26 protein-coding genes and 1 pseudogene are annotated in these 23,868 nt (G+C 31.0%); 12 read left to right on the forward strand and 15 right to left on the reverse strand.

Going from position 1 to position 23,868, the window contains the following annotated elements; all coding sequences use genetic code 11:
* Positions 1-161: 161 nt before the first annotated feature.
* On the forward strand, positions 162-368 hold the full coding sequence (locus tag CLHOM_RS16640) for an alpha/beta-type small acid-soluble spore protein (RefSeq protein WP_052222809.1): 207 nt from the start codon (positions 162-164) through the stop codon (positions 366-368).
* Between the two features lie 212 nt (positions 369-580).
* Here CLHOM_RS16640 and CLHOM_RS16645 read toward each other — a convergent pair whose 3' ends face one another.
* The 3 genes from CLHOM_RS16645 to CLHOM_RS16655 all read right to left on the reverse strand — a co-directional run bounded on the left by CLHOM_RS16645 (position 581) and on the right by CLHOM_RS16655 (position 3,181).
* Positions 581-1,171, reverse strand: a complete 591-nt coding sequence (locus tag CLHOM_RS16645) for a dienelactone hydrolase family protein (protein ID WP_052222810.1) — start codon at positions 1,169-1,171, stop codon at positions 581-583.
* Between the two features lie 46 nt (positions 1,172-1,217).
* Positions 1,218-2,387, reverse strand: coding sequence for an aminotransferase class I/II-fold pyridoxal phosphate-dependent enzyme (locus CLHOM_RS16650; protein WP_052222811.1), 1,170 nt, complete (start codon positions 2,385-2,387; stop codon positions 1,218-1,220).
* Between the two features lie 89 nt (positions 2,388-2,476).
* Complete coding sequence (locus CLHOM_RS16655) at positions 2,477-3,181, reverse strand: DUF421 domain-containing protein (RefSeq protein WP_052222812.1); 705 nt, start codon at positions 3,179-3,181, stop codon at positions 2,477-2,479.
* Between the two features lie 258 nt (positions 3,182-3,439).
* On the opposite strand from CLHOM_RS16655, the gene CLHOM_RS16660 reads away from it, so the two are divergent.
* A complete protein-coding gene (locus CLHOM_RS16660; protein WP_052222813.1) occupies positions 3,440-3,619 on the forward strand; it encodes a small acid-soluble spore protein H in 180 nt (59 codons plus the stop codon).
* 222 nt (positions 3,620-3,841) lie between these two features.
* Here CLHOM_RS16660 and CLHOM_RS16665 read toward each other — a convergent pair whose 3' ends face one another.
* The 3 genes from CLHOM_RS16665 to CLHOM_RS16675 form a co-directional block, all read right to left on the reverse strand.
* Positions 3,842-5,131 carry an acetyl-CoA hydrolase/transferase family protein gene (locus CLHOM_RS16665; RefSeq protein WP_052222814.1) on the reverse strand — a complete coding sequence of 430 codons (1,290 nt, stop codon included), beginning with the start codon at positions 5,129-5,131 and terminating at the stop codon, positions 3,842-3,844.
* 59 nt (positions 5,132-5,190) lie between these two features.
* Positions 5,191-5,976, reverse strand: a complete 786-nt coding sequence (locus tag CLHOM_RS16670; protein ID WP_052222815.1) for an enoyl-CoA hydratase/isomerase family protein — start codon at positions 5,974-5,976, stop codon at positions 5,191-5,193.
* A 150-nt stretch (positions 5,977-6,126) separates the two neighbouring features.
* On the reverse strand, positions 6,127-7,407 hold the full coding sequence (locus CLHOM_RS16675) for an L-cysteine desulfidase family protein (protein WP_052222816.1): 1,281 nt from the start codon (positions 7,405-7,407) through the stop codon (positions 6,127-6,129).
* A 382-nt stretch (positions 7,408-7,789) separates the two neighbouring features.
* Here CLHOM_RS16675 and thiS point away from each other — a divergent pair, with 382 nt between their 5' ends.
* The 10 genes and pseudogenes from thiS (at position 7,790) to CLHOM_RS16725 (ending at position 15,404) form a co-directional block, all read left to right on the forward strand.
* Positions 7,790-7,984 (forward strand): sulfur carrier protein ThiS, encoded by a 195-nt coding sequence (thiS, locus tag CLHOM_RS16680; RefSeq protein WP_052222817.1) that lies wholly within the window; start codon positions 7,790-7,792, stop codon positions 7,982-7,984.
* 3 nt (positions 7,985-7,987) lie between these two features.
* A complete protein-coding gene (thiF, locus tag CLHOM_RS16685) occupies positions 7,988-8,791 on the forward strand; it encodes a sulfur carrier protein ThiS adenylyltransferase ThiF (protein ID WP_052222818.1) in 804 nt (267 codons plus the stop codon).
* Positions 8,792-8,806: 15 nt separating this feature from the next.
* Entirely contained in the window at positions 8,807-9,574 is a 768-nt protein-coding gene (locus tag CLHOM_RS16690) for a thiazole synthase (protein ID WP_052222819.1), read from the forward strand.
* A 26-nt stretch (positions 9,575-9,600) separates the two neighbouring features.
* Positions 9,601-10,731: a 2-iminoacetate synthase ThiH gene (gene thiH, locus CLHOM_RS16695; RefSeq protein WP_052222910.1), complete on the forward strand. Its 1,131-nt coding sequence runs from the start codon at positions 9,601-9,603 to the stop codon at positions 10,729-10,731.
* A gap of 9 nt (positions 10,732-10,740) precedes the next feature.
* Entirely contained in the window at positions 10,741-11,337 is a 597-nt protein-coding gene (locus tag CLHOM_RS16700) for a thiamine phosphate synthase (protein WP_052222820.1), read from the forward strand.
* Between the two features lie 229 nt (positions 11,338-11,566).
* Complete coding sequence (locus CLHOM_RS16710) at positions 11,567-12,082, forward strand: hypothetical protein (protein ID WP_052222822.1); 516 nt, start codon at positions 11,567-11,569, stop codon at positions 12,080-12,082.
* 215 nt (positions 12,083-12,297) lie between these two features.
* Positions 12,298-12,426, forward strand: a pseudogene (locus CLHOM_RS18880) (L,D-transpeptidase family protein); the annotation flags it as partial.
* A 259-nt stretch (positions 12,427-12,685) separates the two neighbouring features.
* Positions 12,686-13,291: an anthranilate synthase component II gene (locus CLHOM_RS16715; RefSeq protein WP_052222823.1), complete on the forward strand. Its 606-nt coding sequence runs from the start codon at positions 12,686-12,688 to the stop codon at positions 13,289-13,291.
* Positions 13,275-14,624 (forward strand): aminodeoxychorismate synthase component I, encoded by a 1,350-nt coding sequence (gene pabB / locus CLHOM_RS16720; RefSeq protein WP_052222824.1) that lies wholly within the window; start codon positions 13,275-13,277, stop codon positions 14,622-14,624. Before CLHOM_RS16715 ends, pabB begins: the two co-directional genes overlap by 17 nt.
* Before the next feature lie 15 nt (positions 14,625-14,639).
* Positions 14,640-15,404, forward strand: a complete 765-nt coding sequence (locus CLHOM_RS16725) for an aminotransferase class IV (RefSeq protein WP_052222825.1) — start codon at positions 14,640-14,642, stop codon at positions 15,402-15,404.
* A 517-nt stretch (positions 15,405-15,921) separates the two neighbouring features.
* Here the strand turns inward: CLHOM_RS16725 and CLHOM_RS16730 are convergent.
* From CLHOM_RS16730 to CLHOM_RS16765, 9 genes are all read right to left on the reverse strand, one after another.
* Positions 15,922-17,208, reverse strand: a complete 1,287-nt coding sequence (locus CLHOM_RS16730) for a L,D-transpeptidase family protein (protein WP_242846795.1) — start codon at positions 17,206-17,208, stop codon at positions 15,922-15,924.
* A 435-nt stretch (positions 17,209-17,643) separates the two neighbouring features.
* Positions 17,644-18,540: a diaminopimelate epimerase gene (gene dapF / locus CLHOM_RS16735; RefSeq protein ID WP_052222827.1), complete on the reverse strand. Its 897-nt coding sequence runs from the start codon at positions 18,538-18,540 to the stop codon at positions 17,644-17,646.
* 32 nt (positions 18,541-18,572) lie between these two features.
* Positions 18,573-18,896 (reverse strand): GNAT family N-acetyltransferase, encoded by a 324-nt coding sequence (locus CLHOM_RS16740; RefSeq protein WP_242846796.1) that lies wholly within the window; start codon positions 18,894-18,896, stop codon positions 18,573-18,575.
* Between the two features lie 146 nt (positions 18,897-19,042).
* Entirely contained in the window at positions 19,043-19,201 is a 159-nt protein-coding gene (locus CLHOM_RS18585) for a hypothetical protein (protein WP_175478634.1), read from the reverse strand.
* Positions 19,202-19,409: 208 nt separating this feature from the next.
* Entirely contained in the window at positions 19,410-20,477 is a 1,068-nt protein-coding gene (locus CLHOM_RS16745) for a mannose-1-phosphate guanylyltransferase (protein ID WP_052222829.1), read from the reverse strand.
* Positions 20,478-20,692: 215 nt separating this feature from the next.
* Positions 20,693-21,136 (reverse strand): NUDIX domain-containing protein, encoded by a 444-nt coding sequence (locus CLHOM_RS16750; protein ID WP_052222830.1) that lies wholly within the window; start codon positions 21,134-21,136, stop codon positions 20,693-20,695.
* A 276-nt stretch (positions 21,137-21,412) separates the two neighbouring features.
* Positions 21,413-22,279: a cation diffusion facilitator family transporter gene (locus CLHOM_RS16755; RefSeq protein ID WP_074782663.1), complete on the reverse strand. Its 867-nt coding sequence runs from the start codon at positions 22,277-22,279 to the stop codon at positions 21,413-21,415.
* Between the two features lie 252 nt (positions 22,280-22,531).
* On the reverse strand, positions 22,532-22,813 hold the full coding sequence (locus CLHOM_RS16760) for a toxin-antitoxin system YwqK family antitoxin (RefSeq protein ID WP_074782661.1): 282 nt from the start codon (positions 22,811-22,813) through the stop codon (positions 22,532-22,534).
* Positions 22,814-22,877: 64 nt separating this feature from the next.
* On the reverse strand, positions 22,878-23,777 hold the full coding sequence (locus CLHOM_RS16765; protein WP_074782659.1) for a hypothetical protein: 900 nt from the start codon (positions 23,775-23,777) through the stop codon (positions 22,878-22,880).
* Positions 23,778-23,868 lie beyond the last annotated feature (91 nt).

The following is a 23,868-nucleotide window of genomic DNA, read 5'->3' on the forward strand; positions in this document are numbered from 1 at the left end:
GATCCTATCTCAGTTAATAAGAAAAATGTTCAGCTAATGCACCCGACAAATAATCAGCAATTCCCATTTCAGTTTCTTCTACTTTATTTATTCTGAATAATTTACTAAGTATATCTTTACATAAAAGTATTAAACTAATACTGATATGGAGGTGTTAATCAATGAGTAGAAGACCTTTAGTTCCTGAAGCAAAAGAAGCACTGGACAAATTAAAAACAGAATATGCGAATGAATTTGGAATAAAATTTAACGATGCCTATAAGGGTAACAATACTTCAAAATCAAATGGACATATAGGCGGACCTATTGGTGGATTAATGACTAGGAAGATGGTAGAGCAGTTTGAAAAAAAGTTAGTAGATAAATAATTTATATTGTATTATAAAAACTATGTAATAAATGAAGAGAAAGCATTCTCACTTTCTCTTCATTTATTATATTTAGATGGACCCTTCCATCTAAATTTCCCATTTCTATTGTAAGTAATTGTATAAAGTCATATATAATCTCTACTTAATTAAATAAAAAGGTTCTGAAATGATAATTCTCACTACATAATCCTTGATTTCATACTACATATTTATTTTTTTAAAAAGTTACTTACTAATCTTTCTGCTTTTTCAAATGATTGTGCACAATAGTTTTCAGAAAATGGATCGCTAAACCCATGTTTTCCATTCAATATAAAAGCATCAATATTACATTTTCCCAAAGAATCAACTAATTCTTGCACATTGAATGATTTCTCTTCTGTAGGAAAAATCAGTAAAGCCGGACATTTTGGGGTTATATTCATATAATCTCTAATTCGTGAACCATAATATCCTATGATACCATCACACATATTCTCTCCATTACTGCATAACCATGCAATTGTTGCACCTATACTATAACCTAATAAATATACATGATTATATTTCTCTTTCGCTTCTAGAATCAGCTGCTTTACTTGCTTAGTTGCTGAATAAAACCCAATATTATTAATAAAGTGTCTATAGGCTTCTTCTTGCAAATCATAACTAAAAGGTTGATTCACATGAATTAGGTTTGGACAAATAATATCATATCCGTTCGTAGAAAATTTCTCACAAGCCATGCGTATATGTTGATTAATGCCGTATATTTCATGTAATACGATTATTACAGAATCAGAATTATTAATGATTTTCATCTAATCCCCCTAAGTTACTGCAAAATACTGCATAATAGTATGCCTATTATTTAAGGATACCAGATTCATCTATTGCTTTAATTAACTTATCTATATCATCAATATTTTCAACTAATGCAAATCTAACATATCCTTCACCTCTTGCCCCAAAGCAGCTTCCTGGTGTTACTATAACACCTGCCTTTTCTATAAGGTCCATGCAAAACTTAACAGAGTCTGTATAACCCTTTGGTATAGGTCCCCATGCAAACATAGTCCCCTGACTATCAGGGATATTCCAGCCAATATTTCTAAGCCCTCCACACAAGGCTTTATTTCTTCTAGCATATTCATCTCTTTGAGCTAAAATAAAGTCATCTGGTCCTGTTAGAGCTGCTATTGCTGCATATTGTATAGGAAGAAAGATACCATAATCTATCTGAGAACGAACTATTTTAAACTTATCTATAATAACCTTATTACCAACTACAAAAGATATTCTGGCACCTGTAAGATTATAAGACTTAGATAAAGAATAAAATTCCACCCCTACATCCTTTGCACCTTCAAAGGATAAAAATGATTTACCAAGTTCCTTTGTGTATATAATATCTGAATAAGCATTATCATGTAAAATAATGATATTATGTTTTTTAGCAAAATCTATTAGCTCTATGTAAAATTCATCAGGTGCAGTTACACATACTGGATTCAGCGGGTATGATACTATCATAAACTTTGTCTTTGCCAATACTTCCTTAGGAATGTCATTAAGCCTAGGCAAAAATCCATTTTCACTATCCAATGGATATTTTTCAATTACAGCTCCTGCTAAAAATGGTCCAGCCTCAAATATTGGGTATCCTGGATCTGGTACTAGGACAACATCCCCCGGATTACAAAAAGTCCATCCAATATGCGCCATACCTTCTTGAGAACCATAAACAGACATGATTTCTTCCTTTTGTAAGTCTACTCCATATCGATGCTTATATCTGTAACAAACTGCATCTAAAAGTTCTGGCTTGTCCACTATAGCATATTTATAATTATCCGGATTCTCACAGGCTTTTTTCATTGCCTCCATAATATGGGGTGTAGGTTTAAAGTCTGGTGTACCTACAGACAAGTTATAAACTTTTCTGCCCTGTTTAATTAATTCTTCCTTTTTTTCGTTTAGCACTGTGAATATGCTAGGCTGAAAGGAATTAACTCTATCAGAAAATTGAAATTCCATTTAATAAACCCCCGTTCCCTAATTAATACGTTTACTATACATCATATGTTACTATATTTATGCAGTAAAAACCATGGCAAAAATATCAATTACACATTACTTTTACATTGCTTTGTTTTTGGTGAAATATATAAAATTCCTGCATCATTTAAACCGGCATAGAAAACTTCATCTATATCGAAAATATTATGAGTCTTAAGTTGTTCTCTAACCCATTGCTCATCATGATTTATGGCTTTTAAATTACTATACATTATTTCGCCATCAATAATTATGTCACTAATCAATCCACTGTAGATTGTTGAAATATTTAAGTCGCCAGTTGTTACTGGTTGCTTATTGGGTTTTGGTAATACAGTTACTTCTCCATCAACCTCAATGGACGCAATTGCTACATCCTCTACATTAAATATATCTTTTTCTCTTAATTGCATCATTAATTGATTTATAGTAACCTTTGCTTTTTTTAAATTATAATCTAATAGCTTACCATTATTTATTAGTATAATCGGCTCACCATCAACTAATTTTCTGAAGTTAATACTTTTAATATCTAAATAATCTGTAATAACAGCCAATGCAGCAACAACAATTACTGATATTGTAGCTAATAATGGCGATTCTTGTGAACCTAATGCTATTCTAACCGCAATAGATCCAAGAACAACACCAACAATAAAATCAAAAAATGTTATCCCAGATAACAACTTTCTTCCAATCATTTTCCCTAAGAATAATAGAATAATGTAAGTAAATACACTCCTTAAAACTACTTCTATAATTTTCCTCTCCATAATGCACTCCTTATTATTACTTTTATAATGTATGAAGATGAATTTATATTTTGCTTATTACTATCCTAGGAAATCATATTTGCCTCCTTGAGTAATTTAATATATAGTATCTTCTTAAAACTTTCTAATATGCAGGATATTATTTGCTTGATGAGCTTAAATACATGCTTGCTTATAATACTCAGTATTATAATTGAATATTTCATTAATCTAATGTAAAAGCTATGATTGAAAAAATAATAAAAGGAGATTATCACTATGGATAAGAAACGTGCAAAAGAAATTGCTTATTCACCGGTTATGGCCAACGTAACCTATAACGGAGCACAAATTTACATTGAAAGTGTAAACGACAATAAAGAAACAGCTAACATCCATCCTCTTAACGAACCTAAAAATAAACAAGAGGTATCTTTAGCTAACCTAATAGAACATTAAATTACAACAAGGCAACTATTTTATATAAAAATAGTTGCCTTGTATTATTCAGCAATATAAGTAAACTTCTCGCGAAAAAACATATGAATTATAGTAAATATAATAATTTACTTGATAAAACATGAACTTTAGTAAATTAAATAATAGAACTAAGTTAACCTGATGTGCTTATAAAACACATCAGGCCTAATGAATTACTACGCTTAATAGTTTTTAACTTTTTTATTTTACTGTTAATCCAGCCCTAATAGCATCTTGTCTTAGTTTTTCTCTGAAATCTGGATGTGCAATAGAGATCATAGCTTCAACTCTTGCTTTAATAGGTTTGTTGTATAAATCAGCTATACCATACTCAGTTACAACATACATCACGTCAGATCGTGGAGTTGTAACAGCCTGACCCTCTGGTAGGCTTACATTGATTGTAGATCCAATACTACCATCTTTATTTTTAATAGTGGAAGCTAAGCAAAGAAAACTCTTTCCACCTTTTGAAATACCAGCCGCTCTTACATAATCAAGTTGTCCTCCTGTACAACTAAACTGCGAAAAACCAATTGACTCTGAACCCGCCTGACCAGTAAGATCAACCATAAGCGTACTGTTAATTGAGATAAAATTATCATTTTGTCCAGCAGCATATGGATCATTAACAACTTCAATAGGAACTAATTCAACCTTGCCTTCACCTACAAAATCATATAATTCTTTACTTCCTAAACCAAATCCAGCTAAAATCCTTCTACTTATTACACCTTTTTTAGCTAAATACACCATAGAATCTGTAAGCATTTCAGTATGAACACCTAAATCCTTTTTATTTTCAAGACCATATGCTACAGCATTTGCAATACCACCTAATCCTACCTGTAACGTTGCTCCATCAGGAATTAAAGGAATAATATAGGATGCTATTTTCTTATCTGTTTCCTTAACAGGAGGTTGTGTTAGCTCAGGGAGTGGATGGTCATACTCACAAATACAATATACTTCACTAACATGAATTCTATGTTTTATTCCATTTACTTTCGGTTGAAATTTATTCACTTGAACGATTTTCTTTTTTGCATATTCAGCAACTACGCCATTCCATGATACACCCACAGCTCCATAGTACATGTAACCGTCTTCATCCGGTTCTGATACATCAGCTAATAATGTATCAACTTTATATACATCTCTTATTGCTAAGTAAGACTTACCAAAGTGTACTGAGTCAATATCTACATTTCCAGCTTTATAAAATTTTCTTTCAATAGGTCCATAAAAAATTGTATGAAAATTAAGTTTACCAATATATTCTGGTAATTGTAAAAATTTATAAGGATACATTGCCATAGCAGTAACAAGATCAACGTTCCTAAGTTCGTGTGCTCTATTAGCTAAAGCTTCCAATATTTGTATGGGAGCTGATGAACATGCACCAAACCAAATCTTATCACCAGATTCTATCTTTTTTGCTGCTTCTTCTACTGATACTAATTTACTTTTATAAATATCTTGCCAACTCATAATTATCCCCCTCATAATTAATAAGAATATCAATGTATATTTTTAAAAGTTATATTTAATTATCTTCCTATATAATTAGGTTTTCTTTTTTCTAAGAAAGCTTTCATTCCTTCTTTAAAGTCTTCAGTTTTACCACATTGTACCTGAGCTTTAACTTCTTCTTTTAAATATTCTTCAAAATCAGAAAATTGAGCTTTATATATTAGTTCTTTTGTATTTTTATAAGAAACGGCAGGTCCCTTTGCCATTTTTAATGCAAGCTTATTTGTTTTTTCCTCAAGTTCATCAATAGAACATATCTCTGCTACTATTCCCATATCAAATGCTTCTTTTGCAGAAATTCTTTTCCCTGACAACGCTAGTTCACAAGCTTTTGATACTCCTACAGATCTAGTTAAAAGGTAAACACCGCCTGCATCTGGTATAAGCCCAATGTTTACAAATGCTTGTATAAATAAAGCATCTTCTGCTGCAATACAAAGGTCACATGCTAATGCAACATTAAAACCAGCCCCAGCAGCTGGACCATGTACTGAAGCGATTACAGGCTTAGGAAGTTTTTTAATCTTTATTGCCATTTGTGCAGCCAATTCAACTAATTCTTCAAGGTCTTGCCCTTCATTTATTGCCTTATACATAGCTGCAATATCGCCGCCACCACTAAATGCTTTTCCAGCACCATTTAAAATTACTACCTTTACCTCTGGATTACTTTCACACTTATCCAAAGCATCAATTACTTCTGTTATCAAAGAATGATCAAATGCATTTAAATTTGCTTTGCTGTTGAGTGTAATTTTGGCAACACCATTGTTACAACCATAAATAATCTTTTCGTAACTCATATTATCACTCCCCTTAATTTGTTACGTAGCATTTTATAATACTAATGTATTTTAAATTAAGGAATATTATGCCTAATACAAAATTACCCATTTTAAGGATTTCTATTTGGCTGCAACTATAATAATGTGCATCTTTACCCTAAAATCAAATTAACATTTATTCATCATAATATTAATAATTTCTTTATCTGTTTCCTTCATACCAACTTTTCCTAGATGACCTACATTGGTAATTGTATTTTCTACACCTTTTGCAACAATGCCATCTCCACCCTTGAATTCCTGTCCTTCTTTATACATATGGTAACCCATAATACCTGCATCAACAGCTGCTGCTATTTTGGCCGCACAGGATGGCTTGGCTCCATCACAAACAATTCCTGAAACAATTGCAACTGCATTTACTACTGTATGTGCAATTTCATCGTAACCATCACCATATAAATATGCAATACCTGCCCCGCTGCCACAGCCTGCGCATATTACTCCACAAAATGCCGATAAACGTCCAATACTTGTTTTTAGATGAAGTGTTATAAGATTAGATATCACTAATGCTCTATATAACTTATCCTCATCAACATTTAATTCTTTTGCATATTCTATAACAGGCAAGGATGCTGTCATCCCCTGATTACCGCTTCCTGAGTTAATAATAACCGGTAATTCACAACCACTCATTCTTGCATCGGAACCTGCCGCTGCCATAGCCTTTGCACGAACTTTTATATCACTTCCATAGGTTTTCAAAAGAACGCTTCCTATATTTGCACCGTAGTTTTCTTCAATACCTGCTCTTGCTATAGCTGAATTATATTGTATTTGCCTTTCTAAAGTTTCTCTCACATCTTCTATAAGCACGCTGTCAGCAAAGTCAATAATATCTTTTACATTTAATAAGCTTCTGTCAGTGAGCCCGTTCCCTTTATGTTCTACGTTTCCCATATCAAATATAACTTCACCATTTCTCTCTACATATACGATATTTACATGGTATTCAGCTATACGTAATTTTACATAGGATTCTTTATCATACATAGTAATTATAATATCAAAGGTTAAGTTTGAATCTGCTAACTTTACTTGTATACATCCTCTGTCAATATATTTCTTTGTCAACTTTTTTTCTTCTTCACTTACCTTTGAAATAACCTCTAATATTTTTTCTGATTTACCTGCTATAATACCAACAGAAACTGCTGCTTCTATACCCTTTAACCCATTTGTATTAGGAACAACTACACTTTTTACATTTTTGATAATATTTCCACTTATTTCAATTACTACTCTATCTGGAATTGTACCCAATAGTTCCTTTGCTTTAGCAGAACCGTATGCTATAGCAATAGGCTCAGTACATCCCATGGCTGGAATCAACTCTTCTTTTAATATTCGTAAATATGTCTGATAACGTATATCATTTCTCTCCATGAATTACTCCTTCTATATAATATCTAAATATTTTTAGCAAAGCCACCTTTAACCTTTTTATAACTGTAATTATTTCTTCATTTATAGGATAAGTAAAATTAAATAACCTTAAATATTATGAGTTCATATTTAATAATTATAATCTTAAAATTAAAGATTGGCCATTAGAAAATAAACTTTCGCTTAAAGATGCTGCAATACTTTTAGAATTGAAGCTTGCTCACAGTCACTTGTGAAATTTTATACATACAGCTTGACTAATACAAAAAAATATATTATACTTCTGAATAAATAAAAATAGAGCACAAAATGGGGTGCACCACCGAAAGGGTGCAAATCTCGTTTTGTGCTTTTTTGTACCAATTTTTAAAGGAGGTAAAAAATGAAACTCAATGGATCTACTGTTTCATTATCTATGAATCAAACCTTATATGACTTTTTAGAAGCGCAAAAATATGATATCACTACAATTGCAGTAGAACACAATGGTGAAATTGTTCCAAGAATCTCGTATAAGAATGTTATTCTTAAAGACGAAGACACTCTAGAGGTTGTTAGATTCGTTGGAGGTGGCTGATTTATGAAAATAATGGTAAATGGAAAAGATGTAGAAGTATCTTGCAGAACAGCCTTTGAAGTAAGAAATCAAATTGGGAATGAAACAGATGTTGTAATTTTAAATGGTTTTCAAATAGAGAAAGACTCCAATATATCTGAAAATGATATATTGACTATAATCACCAAAGGCATCATGCCTAAGGAAGAAGAACTGGAAAGTATGATGATGGCAAGGCATACCCCGAATGTACATAAAAAGCTGAAAAAAGGTAAGGTAGCTATAGCAGGTCTAGGAGGACTTGGTTCTAATATTGCAATTATGCTTGCAAGAATAGGTGTAGGACAACTTCTCCTAGTAGATTTTGATATTGTTGAACCAAGTAATCTTAATAGGCAAAGTTATAGTATTAATCATTTAGGTATGCAAAAAACCAAAGCCTTAAAAAAACAGATTGAAGAAATCAATCCTTTTATCAAGGTAGAAACTAGAGATATAAAAGTAACGGAAGACAATGTTGTGGAAATCTTTTATGGGTATGATATTATTTGCGAAGCTTTCGATAAACCCAAGGCGAAATCTATACTTGTAAATGTAGCATTGGACAAACTTACAAATGTAAAAATTGTAGCAGCTTCTGGCATGGCAGGATATGATAGTTCAAATTTAATTAAAACAACAAATTCAATAAAGGGTTTATATGTATGTGGAGATTTAGAAAACGAAGCAAGAATCGGCAGAGGTTTGATGTCCCCAAGAGTACAAATTTGTGCGGGTCATCAGGCAAACATGGTTTTACGTTTATTGCTTGGAATAGAAGATGTTTAAGAAAGGATGTTATAAATGAGTGATAAATTAATAATTGGTGGGCATGAATTTAATTCAAGATTTATATTAGGTTCAGGTAAATTTTCATTAGACATGGTAAAGGCAGTTATTGAAAAGGGAGAAGCAGAAATAATAACCCTTGCACTACGTCGTGCTAATATAGGTGGAGAAGAAAATATATTAGATTATATTCCAAAGGGCATTACACTGCTGCCAAACACTTCAGGCGCAAGAAATGCAGAAGAAGCTGTTAGAATAGCACGCCTTGCAAAGGAAATTGGTTGTGGAGATTTTATAAAATTAGAAGTTATCCATGATTCTAAATATTTAATGCCAGATAACTATGAAACAATAAAAGCTACAGAAATACTTGCAAAAGAAGGTTTTATCGTTATGCCATATATGTTCCCTGATCTAAATGCAGCAAGAGCCTTAATGAATGCTGGTGCAGCATCAGTAATGCCTTTAGGTGCACCTATCGGAAGTAATAAAGGGCTTTGCACAAAGGATTTCATACAAATCTTAGTGGATGAAATAGATTTACCTATAATTGTAGATGCTGGTATAGGTCGTCCATCTCAAGCCTGTGAAGCAATGGAAATGGGTGTTGATGCTGTTATGTGTAATACTGCAATTGCAACAGCAAACAATATTTCCTTGATGTCTATAGCCTTCAAAAATGCTATTGAAGCAGGACGTACCGCATATCTTGCTGGTATTGGCAGAGTGTTAAATAATAGGGCAGAGGCATCTAGTCCTTTGACAGGGTTTTTGGAGGATTAATCGTGGAGTCAATTAAAATAAATCATATGGAATATTTAGATGGTATGGAACCAACATATTCTGATATTATGGACAAGGTGTTAGCCTTAGTAAAAGAATATAACTATAATCAATATACTGATGAAGATGTAGAAAAAGCTTTAAATAAAAAACAGCTTTCAATTGAAGATTATGCGGTTATATTATCCCCGGCAGCTTTACCATATTTAGAAGCTATGGCAATGAAGGCAACCTTAGAGACAAGAAAACACTTTGGTAATTCTGTTTGTTTATTTACACCATTATATATTGCTAACTATTGCGAAAACGAATGTATATACTGCGGCTTTAATTGCAAAAATAAAATTCACCGTGGAAAGCTTTCTTTAGAAGAAATTGAAAAAGAGTTAAAGGCAATTTCTAGCACTGGCCTTAAAGAGATTTTAATATTAACCGGTGAGTCTCGTTATATGTCTGGAGTAGAATACATTGGTGAAGCAATTAAATTGGCAACAAAATACTTTTCTACAATAGGCATTGAAATATATCCATTAAACTCTGAAGAATATGCATATTTGAATAAATGCGGTGCAGATTTTGTTTCTGTTTATCAAGAAACTTATAATGCAGATAAGTATGAACAGGTTCATTTAAGAGGGCCAAAAAGAATCTTTCCATATCGTTTTAATGCACAAGAACGTGCTTTATTAGGGGGTATGCGTGGTGTTGCTTTTGGTGCATTGCTTGGCCTAGACAATTTTAGAAAAGATGCCTTTGCAGCTGGTTTACATGCATTTTTTATACAACAAAAGTATCCTCATGTTGAAGTTTCCTTCTCAGTTCCACGTTTAAGGCCATACATAAACAATGCTGAAAATACTCCTAATGATGTCCATGAAAAACAGCTTTTGCAAGTAATGCTTGCTTATCGTTTGTTTATGCCCTATGCTGGAATTACAATTTCTACAAGAGAAAGAGCAGGATTTCGTGATAATGTTATTGGAATGGTAGCCACAAAAATCTCTGCTGGGGTAAGTGTTGGAGTTGGAGGCCACACTGAAGAAGAAAAGGGCGATGAACAATTTGAGATCTCTGATCCACGTAGTGTACATGAAGTGCACGAAATGATTGTAATCAGAGGATTACAACCTGTTTATTCTGATTATATTAATGTTTAGGAGAGCTCTATGTTAATTTATGTAACGAATCACAAGCTTTGTAAGGATAATTTTTTTAATCGAATTGATGAATTAGCAAAAGGAAAGCCTCTTGCAATAGTGTTAAGAGAAAAAGATTTAAACCTTGAAGAATATGAATCTTTGGCTATCCAAATAAAAAGAATCTGTTATATGAATAAAGTTCCTCTTATTATTAATCAGAATATCTCAATAGCTAAAAAGCTTGAGATTCCTACTATCCATTTGTCAATGTCAGATTTAAGGACATATAAAAATCAGACACATGAATTTGCTAAAGTTGGTGCTTCTGTTCACTCACTACTTGAGGCGAAGGAAGCAGAAGAATTAGGTGCATCCTATTTAATAGCAGGACATATATTCCCAACAGACTGCAAAAAAGGAATACCTTCAAGAGGTCTCTCATTCTTGAAAGAGGTCTGTGATTCCGTTACTATACCTGTATTTGCTATTGGCGGGATAACAAAGGATAAAGTAGCAGATGTACTGCTAGCAGGTGCAAAGGGTGTATGTATCATGTCTGAAGCTATGACTTGCTTAAATCCAAGAGAACTTAAGAAAAGCTTCCATTATCAAATGGACAAATGATTGTCACCTGTAGAATCTTAATTCCTAAATTCTTAAGTTCTTGTGCTCTATCAGCTAATTCTTTCAATATTTGTATGGGAGCTGATGAACATGCACCAAACCAAATTTTATCACCAGATTCTATCTTTTTTGCAGCTTCTTCTACTGACTCTGATTTACTTGATAAAAGTAACCCCTATTAGATGAAAATAATATAATAAACTAAAGTAATTATATATAAGAGGAAACTATGAACTTTAGTGGCTGGAGTAATTTTGAAGATTTTGCAAGAGCTTGTGGATATACTAATTTTAATAATAATGCTAATAATAATTCAAACAATAATAGTAAAACAAACGAATTTAAGAATATGGGATGTTGTGATATCCCAAATGGGTTTCAGTGTTTAAATCCTCAATTATTCGTTATAATAGGAACAATACTTGGAGAAATAATGGCAGGGAATCTACCTTTTAATGTTCAAAATGCACTAGGAAATTGGTTTGAATTACTCGGTCAAGTAATATTAACATATAATTCACAACAGCAATATTTTCAAGGAGGACCAGGATTGTCTTTTAATCCTAAAAGTTATAATATAAATAATCAATATTGTAATACAACTCAAAATAGTAATTCAAGTAAATCAAATAAAGAAAGTTCCAAAAATAATCAAAACAACATCGATAAAATAAATGAGCTAGAATCTCGTATTAATGATTTAATAGCAGAAATCGAAGTAATTAAAAATAAAATTAATATTTAATAAAAATATTTGCTTAATTCTATCTTACTTATGATACAATTTTTCCAATTAAAAAAACTAGACTTAACCAAGTAATATCAATGACTAATGCTAGTTTTCGCATTTATTTATGATACGGTTAACCATAACTAATCCTAGATTAATGATTACTTCATAATAGTTTACAGTCACGAAACAACGTTATATAAATTGTATCATTTTTAACAGTTTTCTTTAACCCTTCTTCTATTGGGAAAGCTGTATCAAACGGATGTATTAGATTGCACAATCCTAATGTTATTAAAGTGTTCAACTTGGTATATATTGTCGTTACTGTTAATTATACCTATCCTTTAAGTATTTAGTAGAATCCGTAACAGTACTCCAATTAATGATGTCACTGGACATGTCTTGAGTAAGTTATCCCTTTTTGTTTAAATTTATGACGTTATTTAGTTGTTATATTTTAGAAAATTTAAATTTCTTTTATTTAGTAAAACAGAATTAGTATCTGAAGAGTTACAAATGAATTTTTCTCTGTAACAGCATAATATTAAAATGATATACTGTATAAAGATAATATTTTGATAAGCAATATAACTTAATGATGAGGAGTGAGAATTCATGTTTCTTATGATTGATAACTATGATTCATTTGTATATAACTTAGTAAGATATCTAGAAGAACTAAAGGAAGATGTTAAGGTTTATAGAAATGATAAATTAACATTAGAAGATGTGGAAAAAATGCAGCCGGAAGGAATTATAATTTCTCCAGGTCCTAAGCCACCTAAACAATCAGGTATTTGTGTAGACATAATTAAAAAATTTAGTGGTAAGATTCCTATTTTAGGAATATGTCTTGGACATCAAAGTATTGGTTATACCTTTGGTGCTAATATAATAAAGGGTAAAGAACCTATACATGGAAAAGTATCTAAGGTACATCATAAAAATATAGGAGTGTTTAAAGAAATTAAAAATCCATTAGATGTTACAAGATATCATTCGTTAATAATAGAAAAGGAAACACTTCCAGAATGCTTTACTATAACCTGCGAAACTACTGATGGAGTTATAATGGGAATTAAGCATAAAGAATATCTTGTTGAAGGAGTACAATTTCATCCCGAAGCAGAACTAACAGAATGCGGACATGAAATGCTTAAGAATTTTCTAGAAGAAGCAAAAAGGGTTAACAGAGGGGGATTATATGGAGTTTTTAATTGAAGAAATAGAAACAGAATTCGATGGTTTTGATATTTACTCATTATTTAAAGAAGATAAAACAGTTACTATTCTAGATAGTGGTATGGATGCTAAAAGTTTAGGTAGATACTCTTTTATAGGATTAAACCCTTTTACTACTTTTAAATATGAAAATAATATTTGTATCATGAATAATAAAAAGTTTAATGGTGAGCCTTTTAAAGAACTTAGTAAGCTGATTAATATATACAAAATTGAAAATAATACAGAACTTCCATACATAGCTGGAGCTATGGGGTACTTTTCTTATGACATGGCAAGAACTACAGAAAAGATTCCTGTGATGACTGTAGAAGATGTGAAAATACCTGATTGCTATTTTTATTTTTATGATAATGCAGTAATAGTGGATAACTTAAAAAAGAAAACTTATATTACTTCTTTAGGCATATTGAAACCAAAAGAAGAGAGTATTAATGAACTAAAAGATAAAATAACCAAGGGACATAAAGTTAAATATAGAAAAGTAAATAATAGCACTACAAAGTTTATATCAAACTTTAGTAAGGATGAGTATATAGATACAATAGAGAGGGTTAGGCAATATATACGGACTGGAGATGTTTACATTACTAATTTAACCCAAAGATTCTGTTGTGAAACAAATAAAGAGCCTTATGAGGTATATAAGGACTTAAGACATATAAATCCAGCTCCATTTGCTGCATTTATGAATGTTGAAGATTTTAGTATAGTATCTTCTTCACCAGAGAAATTTTTGGAAATAAGAAATAATATTGTTCAAACAAGACCTATTAAAGGTACAAGACCTAGAGGTAAAAATGAAGAGGAAGATTTAAAGAATAGAGAAGAACTTATAAATAGTGAAAAAGATAAGTCTGAGTTATTAATGATTGTAGATTTGGAGAGAAATGATTTAAGTAAAGTCTGTAAGCCGTATTCTGTAAAGGTAATAGAACTCTTTAAATTAGAGGAATACAGTACTGTATTTCACTTAGTAGCTACTGTTATAGGGGAATTAAAAGAGGAATACACAGCAGTAGACTGTATAAAAGTATGTTTCCCAGGGGGATCTATAACTGGTGCACCTAAGGTTAGGTCTATGGAAGTAATTGAGGAATTAGAGCCTACTAGAAGAAATATTTATACGGGATGTATAGGTTACTTAGGTTTTGATGGAAATGCAGACCTAAATATAGCTATAAGAACTATACTTATAAAGAGTGGAAATGCCTACTTTGGTATAGGTGGAGGAATTACTTGGGAATCTGTAAAGGAAGCAGAATATGATGAGACACTAGATAAAGCTAAGGCCTTGATGAAAGTACTATAAAGGGGTGTTTTAGTTATGATACTTTTAAATGGTAAGATAATAGAAAATAAGAATATTCTTTTAGATAGTGGTTTTTATTTTGGAAGGGGACTTTTTGAGACTATGCTTGTAAATAATGTGCCGCTTTTTCTTGAAGAACATTTAGACAGGATAAATAACGGACTTTCTACTATAGAAATAAATAAGGAAATTACTAAAGATGAAGTTATGGCTGCTGTGAAGAAGCTTCAGTGCAGTAACTGTGTGTTAAAATTAGTGGTTACAGAAAACAATACCCTATTTACTATTAGAAGGAATAATTATACTCAGGAGCATTATAAGAAGGGATTTAAAGTTAAAATAAGTTCTGTTAAGAGAAATGAATTTTCCAAGCTTACATACTTAAAGTCTTTAAATTACTTAGAAAATATATTAGAACATGAAAAATGTATTAATGAGGGATATAATGAGGTGTTGTTTTTCAATACAGAGGGAAAATTATCTGAGGGAAGTCTATCTAATGTATTTTTTATAAAGAACAAAAAAATATATACTCCATCTGTAGAGTGTGGATTACTTGAAGGAACTGTAAGAAAGTTCATAATAAATAACTTTGATGTTACTGAAGGTAAATTCAGTAAGGAGAATTTATTATCTGCAGATAGTGTTTTTTTAACTAATAGCATTATGGGGATAATGAAGGTCTTTAATATTTATGAAAAAAGCTTTGATGAAGATAGTATTATTGAGCAAATAAAAAAAGTTTATGAAGATCAAGTGAGCAAACAAAAGACAGGATAAAACAAAAGAGTATTTCTGTTTCCTCAGGATACAATTTTCCTCAAATAAAAATTGCATTCTGACCCCAAATATTGATGTTCGAACAACCTTTTTATACCCTTTACCAGAAGATACAGTTGGAAATAAAATTAGAAAGACACGATTATTGAAAGGTGTTAGTAAAAAAGATTTAGCTAAGTATATTAACTCAATCCCTAAAACCTTCACTTAAAGACGCTGCAGAACTTATTGTTATAAATCCTGTTAGTTTGGATAGGTGGGAAAAGATGATTAATTATCCAGATAGGGTTAGTTATGGAAAATTGAATGAGGTTATGAGAAGTTATCCCATTAAATAGATTGTACTCTATATAAATTGATAAATATGAAGAAATGTTGATAGCCCAAAGCTTTAAGAGATGTTAAAATGTGATAATCTACCTCTATCAATAATTAAGGAATTTTAATAAACTTTTAGAGATAGAGGTAGATTATTTATGTCTAAAACTGATAGCAATAATCACATCAAGTTCTATTGCTAATAACAAATAATAGGTGTTCCTGGCTTAATATTATCGTATATTAAATGTGCTACATTATAAGGTGAATTTACACAACCATGAGAACCATCTGTCCGATATATATCTCCTCCAAAATTTTTTCTCCAACTTGCATCATGAATTCCTATTCCTCCATCAAATGGCATCCAGTAGTTAACAAATGTAGCATAATCTGCCCCTCTAAGAATAGCATTTCTTGCCTTATACTTTAGCTTAAAAACACCTTTACGTGTTGAATGATTCTTTGATATATTACCTGTAACAACATCTCCTTCCACTATTAGTGATCCATCTTTATAAAACCATAACTGCTGTTTTGATAAATTTATTTCTACATACGTAGTTCCAATGTCTCCGTTATTAGAAGGAAAAGCAGTTTTGCTGCTGTATTCTGGTTCTTTCGTTATAGTTCTTCCTTCTTTTATGTCTTTAATTAAATTCCTTACTTCTTTATCCTTATCAATAGATTGCCCATAATCACCACCATTTATATATATGGTATTTCCTAATGATGTAACAAACTTTCTAGTCTTACCAACTGTATCATAAGTTTTAGAAAGTGTATCCATATAAGCCATAACCTTTTTTTCATCAAAAGTAATTTGGAAATTATCATCAACCTTAAGCCACGTATTTATTATAGAACCGTCTAAGGTTTCCTTTTTTTCACCAAAAGTATAAGTAATTTTTGAAGATACGTATTTATTCAGCGTGTCTTTAACTTCTATAGTTTCTTTTGAATCTGAATTATATTTGGGCTTTACGTAGCAGCCTGCTGACTCTAAATCTATTTCATTTTCTCCCTTAAGCATTGAATTTACTACATAACAATATAAGATATCTTTGTCTACTTTGTTCCCTGAAACTTCACTTATAATCACATAATTATTATCTTCATACTTAAAGCTTGGATTTTTAGGTTCAACAACATTATCACTGCTAAAGCATGATAGCTTATCTATTTTTTCCTTAAGCAGATTCTCATCATAGGAAAGTCCTATATTCATTTTACAATCTTTTTCAGTAAAGAATACTGCTACCCATTTGAAGGGGTTCTGTGTATCCTTAAGTTTATTTAATTCCTCACCTGAGCTGAGCTTTAAGCCCACATCGCTTGCTTTTATTTGCTCACTTTTACTTTCACGCTCTTTTAGAGTCAAGGTATAATTTTGAAGCTCCGCTTCAATTACTCCTTTTGCATCCTCAATGTTTTTTCCTGAAACACTAATAGAGTTAATCTTAGAGCCAATATAAAAATGATTCATAAAATATTTGGCCATTCCAAAATAAACAGCAAGTAGAGCACAAAAAAATATTATTATACCTTTAAGGATTTTTTTACGCTTTTTTATAGCTTCTTCTGTTGATTTTTCTACTAACTCTTCATTGAACCTTTCTTCTCCGCTTTCCGTAGTACTCCCCCCAGTTCTTTATAACAGAATGCAGACTTAGCACTTTTTACTTTCCAAGATAGCAATATCTTATATAAATAAGTCCACCTTTCATTATATGAGTCATTCTTTCATACGAGACAATTATTTCAAATTTTTTCCAATAAAAATTATTAACTTTTACGTGAAATTAACTATATTCTAATAAATGCTTTCATAGCATAATCAAAAAAACAATAGAACGCTATATATTAGTAAGTACAACTAATACATAGCGTTCTTTAGTAAAATTCTTTCTAATATAATAATTTAATCAACATTCCCATTATATATATTTATCCATTTATTTAAATCTTCTATTAGTTCATCACTTAAAGTTCCCTCAGCTATCTGTCTAACTTCTCCAGTCATCTTAATATTCCAATCATCATCTATTTGTATTAATAATTCACCACCAAGCATTTTAATTTTAACTTTATCATCAACTAAATTTCTTTTTCTTAAAACACTTGCCACTGCACAAGATGAACTTCCTGATGCCAATGTAAAACCAGCACCTCTTTCCCATATTAATATTTCTGCCTCACTTCTTGATATAACTTTTGCAAATTGAACATTAATTCTATTAGGAAACATGCTGTGATTTTCTATAAACCTTCCATATTCTTTTATTTCATCAATATCTAATTCTTGCTTTAAAACAACGCAATGAGGATTTCCCACAGAAACACAGTTTATTTCATATTCCTTATTTTTAACCTTCAACTTCTCTCCTATTACTTCCTTCTCTATAAAAGTTGTAGGGATTTCCTTTGAGTTAAAGATAGCTTTCCCCATTTCTACCGAAATTAGTTTTGCTTTTCTATTTGAAGTCTCTATAATTTTTGCTTTAACTATTCCACCTTTAGTTTCAACAGAAAATTCTTTATTATTAACAAATCCATAATCATAAATGTATTTGCAAAATATTCTTAAACCATTTCCACTTTTCTCTGCTTCAGAACCATCTGGATTAAAAATCCTCAACCCAAAATCTGCTTTATTGGATTGGACTTTTAACAAAATTCCATCTGAACCTATGCCAAAGTTGACATTACAAATTCTTTCAATTGCCTTTTGTGTTAAATTAAATTTTATCTTTTCTTCATCTAAAACAATATACTCATTCCCTAATCCATGAGTTTTTACAAAATAATTAATGTTCATTTTTTTCTCCTTCATTTTAATATAGTTTGATTCTAAGGTAAGTATTTTTGTAAAGCAATCAACTCCGTAGAATTCCAGTTATGTTTTTTATAAAAGTTTAAAGCTGGAATGTTACGTCGATCCGCTAAAAGATCAATTCTCAGTGCACCATTCTTAACAACCCATTCTTCTACTGCGTTAACTAGTAATGATGCTATTCCACGTCCACGATGCTCTGCTGCTACAACTAAATCTTCCAAGATAACTTTCAAGCCACCTTCTGATGTGGAGGTTAGTAACTGTCCTGTACACATACCTACTACCTGTCCCTCATGTTCTGCAACTATGATACAACATTGATTACTTTGTTCCAGCATAATGGGAAGACCTTTTTTCTGTTGTTTTGTATCGATAATAAAATCCGTCTCTATAGTAAGGAGTACTGTTAATAGTTCTACTAGACAGTTAATGTCCTTATCTTTAGCCCTTCTAATAACTATGTTTTGTTCATTATTTTTTCCATTCATAGCTTATATACTCCTTCAAATTTTATTCTTCTTATCATACACATGAACTCTCGATTTTTCTTTAGAGCCTGAGCCGCATCCCAGTCATTATCGTAGGCATCTATAAATAATTTAACCAAATGCCTGTACCCCATAACCGTGTTATTATCAACCATCTATTTTAACCTCCCTTGTCAAAAGCATCCTATTTCGTAAGTAAATACTTTTCTGATATTATCTATTTCCTTATACAAAAATAATATCATCGCTGCTCATATATAATTACAATATATTTATTACATTCTATCGATATTAATATAAAACTAAATAAGGTCAGGATTCAATTTAAATTAAAAAAATTGTATCCTGACCTTAAAATCATATTTATAAATACTTATCATAATCTTTTTGTTGCTGAATAACATTTACTAAATGCTTTATCTCCTGATCCTTATTCTTATCCATAACAAGAAGCACATCTCCTGCATCAACAATAATAAGATCCTTTACACCAAAGCCTATTATTAATTTCTCTTTACCAAATACATAGCAATTTTCACTTTGCTCCAGGAAGGTGTTTCCTGTAATGCTATTTCCTCTAAAACTTTTTAGGAATCTGCACATAGCTGAAAAAGTTCCAATGTCATCCCATTCAAATTCAGATTTTATTACATATGCTTTTCTTGTCTTTTGCATAATTCCAAAGTCAACTGAAATACCCTCTATGAGATTATACTGTTCATTTGTGGTTTCCTCTTCTTTTTCTGTATCTACATCTTGATATATTTCCATTAAGCTTCTATACATTTTAGGAAGATACTTTTCCATCTCCCGCAAGAATACATCTGCTCTCCATGCAAACATCCCACTATTCCATAAGTAATTACCATCAATCAAAAAATCCTTAGCCACCTCAAGGTTAGGCTTTTCAGTAAACCTTGCCACCTTAAAGGTTGGAATATCTCCATTAATTCTGTCCCCCATTTGAATATATCCATATCCTGTTTCAGGTCTTACAGGATTTATTCCAATAGTTAAAAGACCTCTTCTTCTTTCTGCAATTTCAATTGCTTGTTCTAGAGTATCTATAAATAACTTCTCATTTTTAATGAAATGATCAGATGGAAGTACAAGCATTACTGCATCCTTATCTCTTTTTAATAGTTTTACAGCAGAAAGACCTATACAAGTAGCGGTCTCCTTATTAGCAGGTTCTATAAAAATATTTTTTTCATTTATATCTGGCAATTCCAATTTTATTTTATCTATATAATCTTTATTAGTAACAACATAAATATTTTCTTTGCTCACTATAGGAGTTATTCTATCTACGGTATTACGTAAAAAGCTTTTTTCATTTATAACTCTTAGAAATTGCTTTGGGCTTCGCTCACGTGATAGAGGATAAAGTCTTGTCCCTTTCCCACCGGCTAAGATTAGTGCATATATCACTAGAACACACTCCATATTAGATTGTTTATATTCTATATTATGTTTAGTGTGCATTTTAGGTGAATAATTAATATTCTAGCTTTTAATTTAGGTATATAATTACTTTTACATATCAATGGTTGTATCGTAATATAAGAAAATTTTAATTCAATTCTATTAACTCCCTTACCTTTAGCCCATTCAGTTACTCTTTTTAGAAGCAAAGAACCTATGTGTTAATAATTGTAAAATATCCTTTTGCATTCTTTAGCTTCATTCTCATTTCTTAACTTCATTAATAATTCTTTCGTAAAACCTCCCAAGTTATAATATTCTATTTGCTCTAAATCTACCCACTCATATTCATCTGCTTCATCATTTAGAATAACGTTACTTGAATTAGTTTTACATAGATAATCAATAAAGATGAAGTGCTTTTTCTCGTAAAATGTATCGCTATATATACTCTCTTTCAAACTAATCAATTCAATATCACAGATACTTAGTCCTGTTTCTTCCAATATTTCTCTTATCAGCGCGTCTTCCATTTTTTCTCCTAATTCAATATGACCGCCGGGAATTACATATTTGTCTCCCCATTTCCGAGATTTACAGAGAAGTATTTTCCCATCAGGATTTAAAATAACGGCACTAACAGTTGGCTCTGGATATTTATTCATAACTATTCTCCTATAGTAATTACCCAATCAGTAGATAGTATCTTTTAGATACTTACCTTATATAAAAATCGTGCTTATTGTATTGGTTGTACATGATATTATCATCGTATAATCGATTTTAACACATACATAAGAGAGGAGCAATAAGGTTGAAAAGCATTAGAATTTTTACTTTAATAAAACACCCTAATGTTAAATAAAACTTTAGGGTGTTTGTAATTAAAATGAATTTTTGTTTATTATAGTTTATTGGTTAATAATATTCATAATATTAGATTATCCTGTAAATGGCTCAATATGAACCATACAATGTTTTACAGTGTTAATTTCATTTTCAACTGAACAATGAACTAGCTCTGCTATATCATGTCCTTCTCTCACTGAAAGTCTCTCATCAACACATATTTCTATATCTACATATATTTTATTCCCAAATATTCTGGTTTTAAGGTTTTTTATTGCCTTGACTCCGTCAATAGAAATCACACTATTATTTATTTTATCTAGTGTTTCTTTGTCTGCAGATGAATCAATAAGTTCCTTTACTGCTCTTATATAAAGATCTACTCCAACCTTTATTATTAATATACTTACAATGATACCTGCAAGAGGATCCATAAATGTATATCCATATCTTGCCCCTAGAATTCCTAGAAAGGTTCCAACTGATGATAGGGCATCTGATCTGTGATGCCAAGCATCTCCTTCCATTGCAATACTTCTTATTTTCCTTGCAGTTATAATAGTATACCAGTACATTCCTTCCTTAAAAATAATTGATACTGCTGCAGCCCATAGGGCAATCTTTCCTGGAGTAGTTATATTGCCTGTATAAAGCCTTACTGCACTTTTATACCCAATCATAAAACCTACTAAAAGAAGAGCTACACTTATTATTTTTGCACAGACAGCTTCTAACCTTTCATGCCCATAGGGATGTTCTTTATCTTCCCCTTTAGAGGATATCTTTAGTCCAATAATAACTACTATAGTTGTAAATACATCAGATACTGTATGAACTGCATCTGCAATCATTGCAGAGCTTTTCCCAAAGATACCTGCAATTAATTTGAATATAGCTAATATAATATTCAATATCATTGTAACTACTGATACTTTGGTGCCTAATTTATAATCTTCCACTTATTTCACTCCTAATTGATAATTGTTTATATTTTTATTATATTACTATAAACCTTGATTTTCTACACTTTTTGTAGTAAAACACATTATCAATTGATAATAATATTCTTTGTCAACAGCTAAGATTAGTTCATATATAACATTATTAGATTATTTATATTCTATAGTATGTCTAGTATTATCTTTAAGTGAATAATTAATATTCAGAGCTATAGATATTTCTCTTTATAAGTTATACATAAGAACTTCGTACTATTTTGCTTTAATTAGTTTCCCATCCTTGAATTCCTCATTATATTCCTGTTGATCATCTTTATTAAATCTTATCCATGTTCCATGTTTCTTGCCGTTCTGAAAATTCCCTATTTGCCATAGTTGTCCAGATTCCCTATAAAATCTCCATTCACCTTCCATTTGATTGTTTTCAAAAGGGCCTTCTGCTTTTATTTTCCCATTTTTAAAATAGTAGGTGAGTTTATTTTTATCATATGTGTAAACTTCTTGACCATTTGCGTACTTCTTTTTCTCTAACATATCTGTTCTCCTTATATTACAAATAAAATCTTTCTTCCTCTATTAAACCACATATTTTCTTTATTTACATTAAAGGATTTGGAGTATCAGACCAATTTACATTAAACTTCCCTATAGCTTCATAAGGCGTGATAGTTAAGGTATACTTTCCAGGCATGTTTGGAGGTTTTATGCTAAATCCCCTAACTCTCTCTATGTTTTTCATTGTTTCACATCCAGAAAATATTACTTCTCCTTTTGGATTAGTAATTTGCCAATCTACCTTTCCATTCTCTAAAATAAAATTGAAATACACCTCAAACCCAATTCTAGAATAGTCTGAATAATAGCTTTTTATTTGTTTAGAGTTTTCTTTTACAAATATTCCACCCTCTCTTACACCATAATTTGCAAAGGGAGCTAATACACTTATAACAGGTAAACACACCATACCAAGCAAAGCTGTAATAATAATTAGCCTTATCTTCTTCTCCCTCCAATAGAGGCCATAACTGAACCCTACAGAAAAAACTATAAACATAAATATATAAGCTGCAGTTACCCTTCCGGTTCCAGTGGCTACAACAGATAACTTTAAAATTTTAGAAACAATCGGAGTCATACATATTACATAATATTGAGAGAATCTTTCTGGGAAAAACGTCATAAACGCCATAAAACTTATTCTATTTTGAGATAAGTAGATTAGCAATTTAAAAATTACAAAAGATAGCAGCCATAATTTATTACCTTGAAAAAATCCTTTTCTTTTATTCTCACTAATTTCTGCAAAGAGTTTACCAGCCCAAAACCAAAATACTATAAATAAAATGGATATGAACATGTATCCCTCTGTATATATTTTTGATATAAAGCTTACATTATCTATTAATATACCTAGTATTAATGGAATAAATATAACTAGTCTATATTTATTAGTAGCTTTATATTCCACAAGTGCCACCTCCTTATTAATTCTTTTCATAGTTAGATTACCGCCTTTTATAAATATTTATTTTTAATAAGATATAACCTACTATGTTAGGACGTTTAATCATAAAATTTTATAAATTTAT

The organism is Clostridium homopropionicum DSM 5847, from assembly GCF_001263795.1.
GTDB classification, from domain to species: Bacteria; Bacillota; Clostridia; order Clostridiales; family Clostridiaceae; genus Clostridium_H; species Clostridium_H homopropionicum.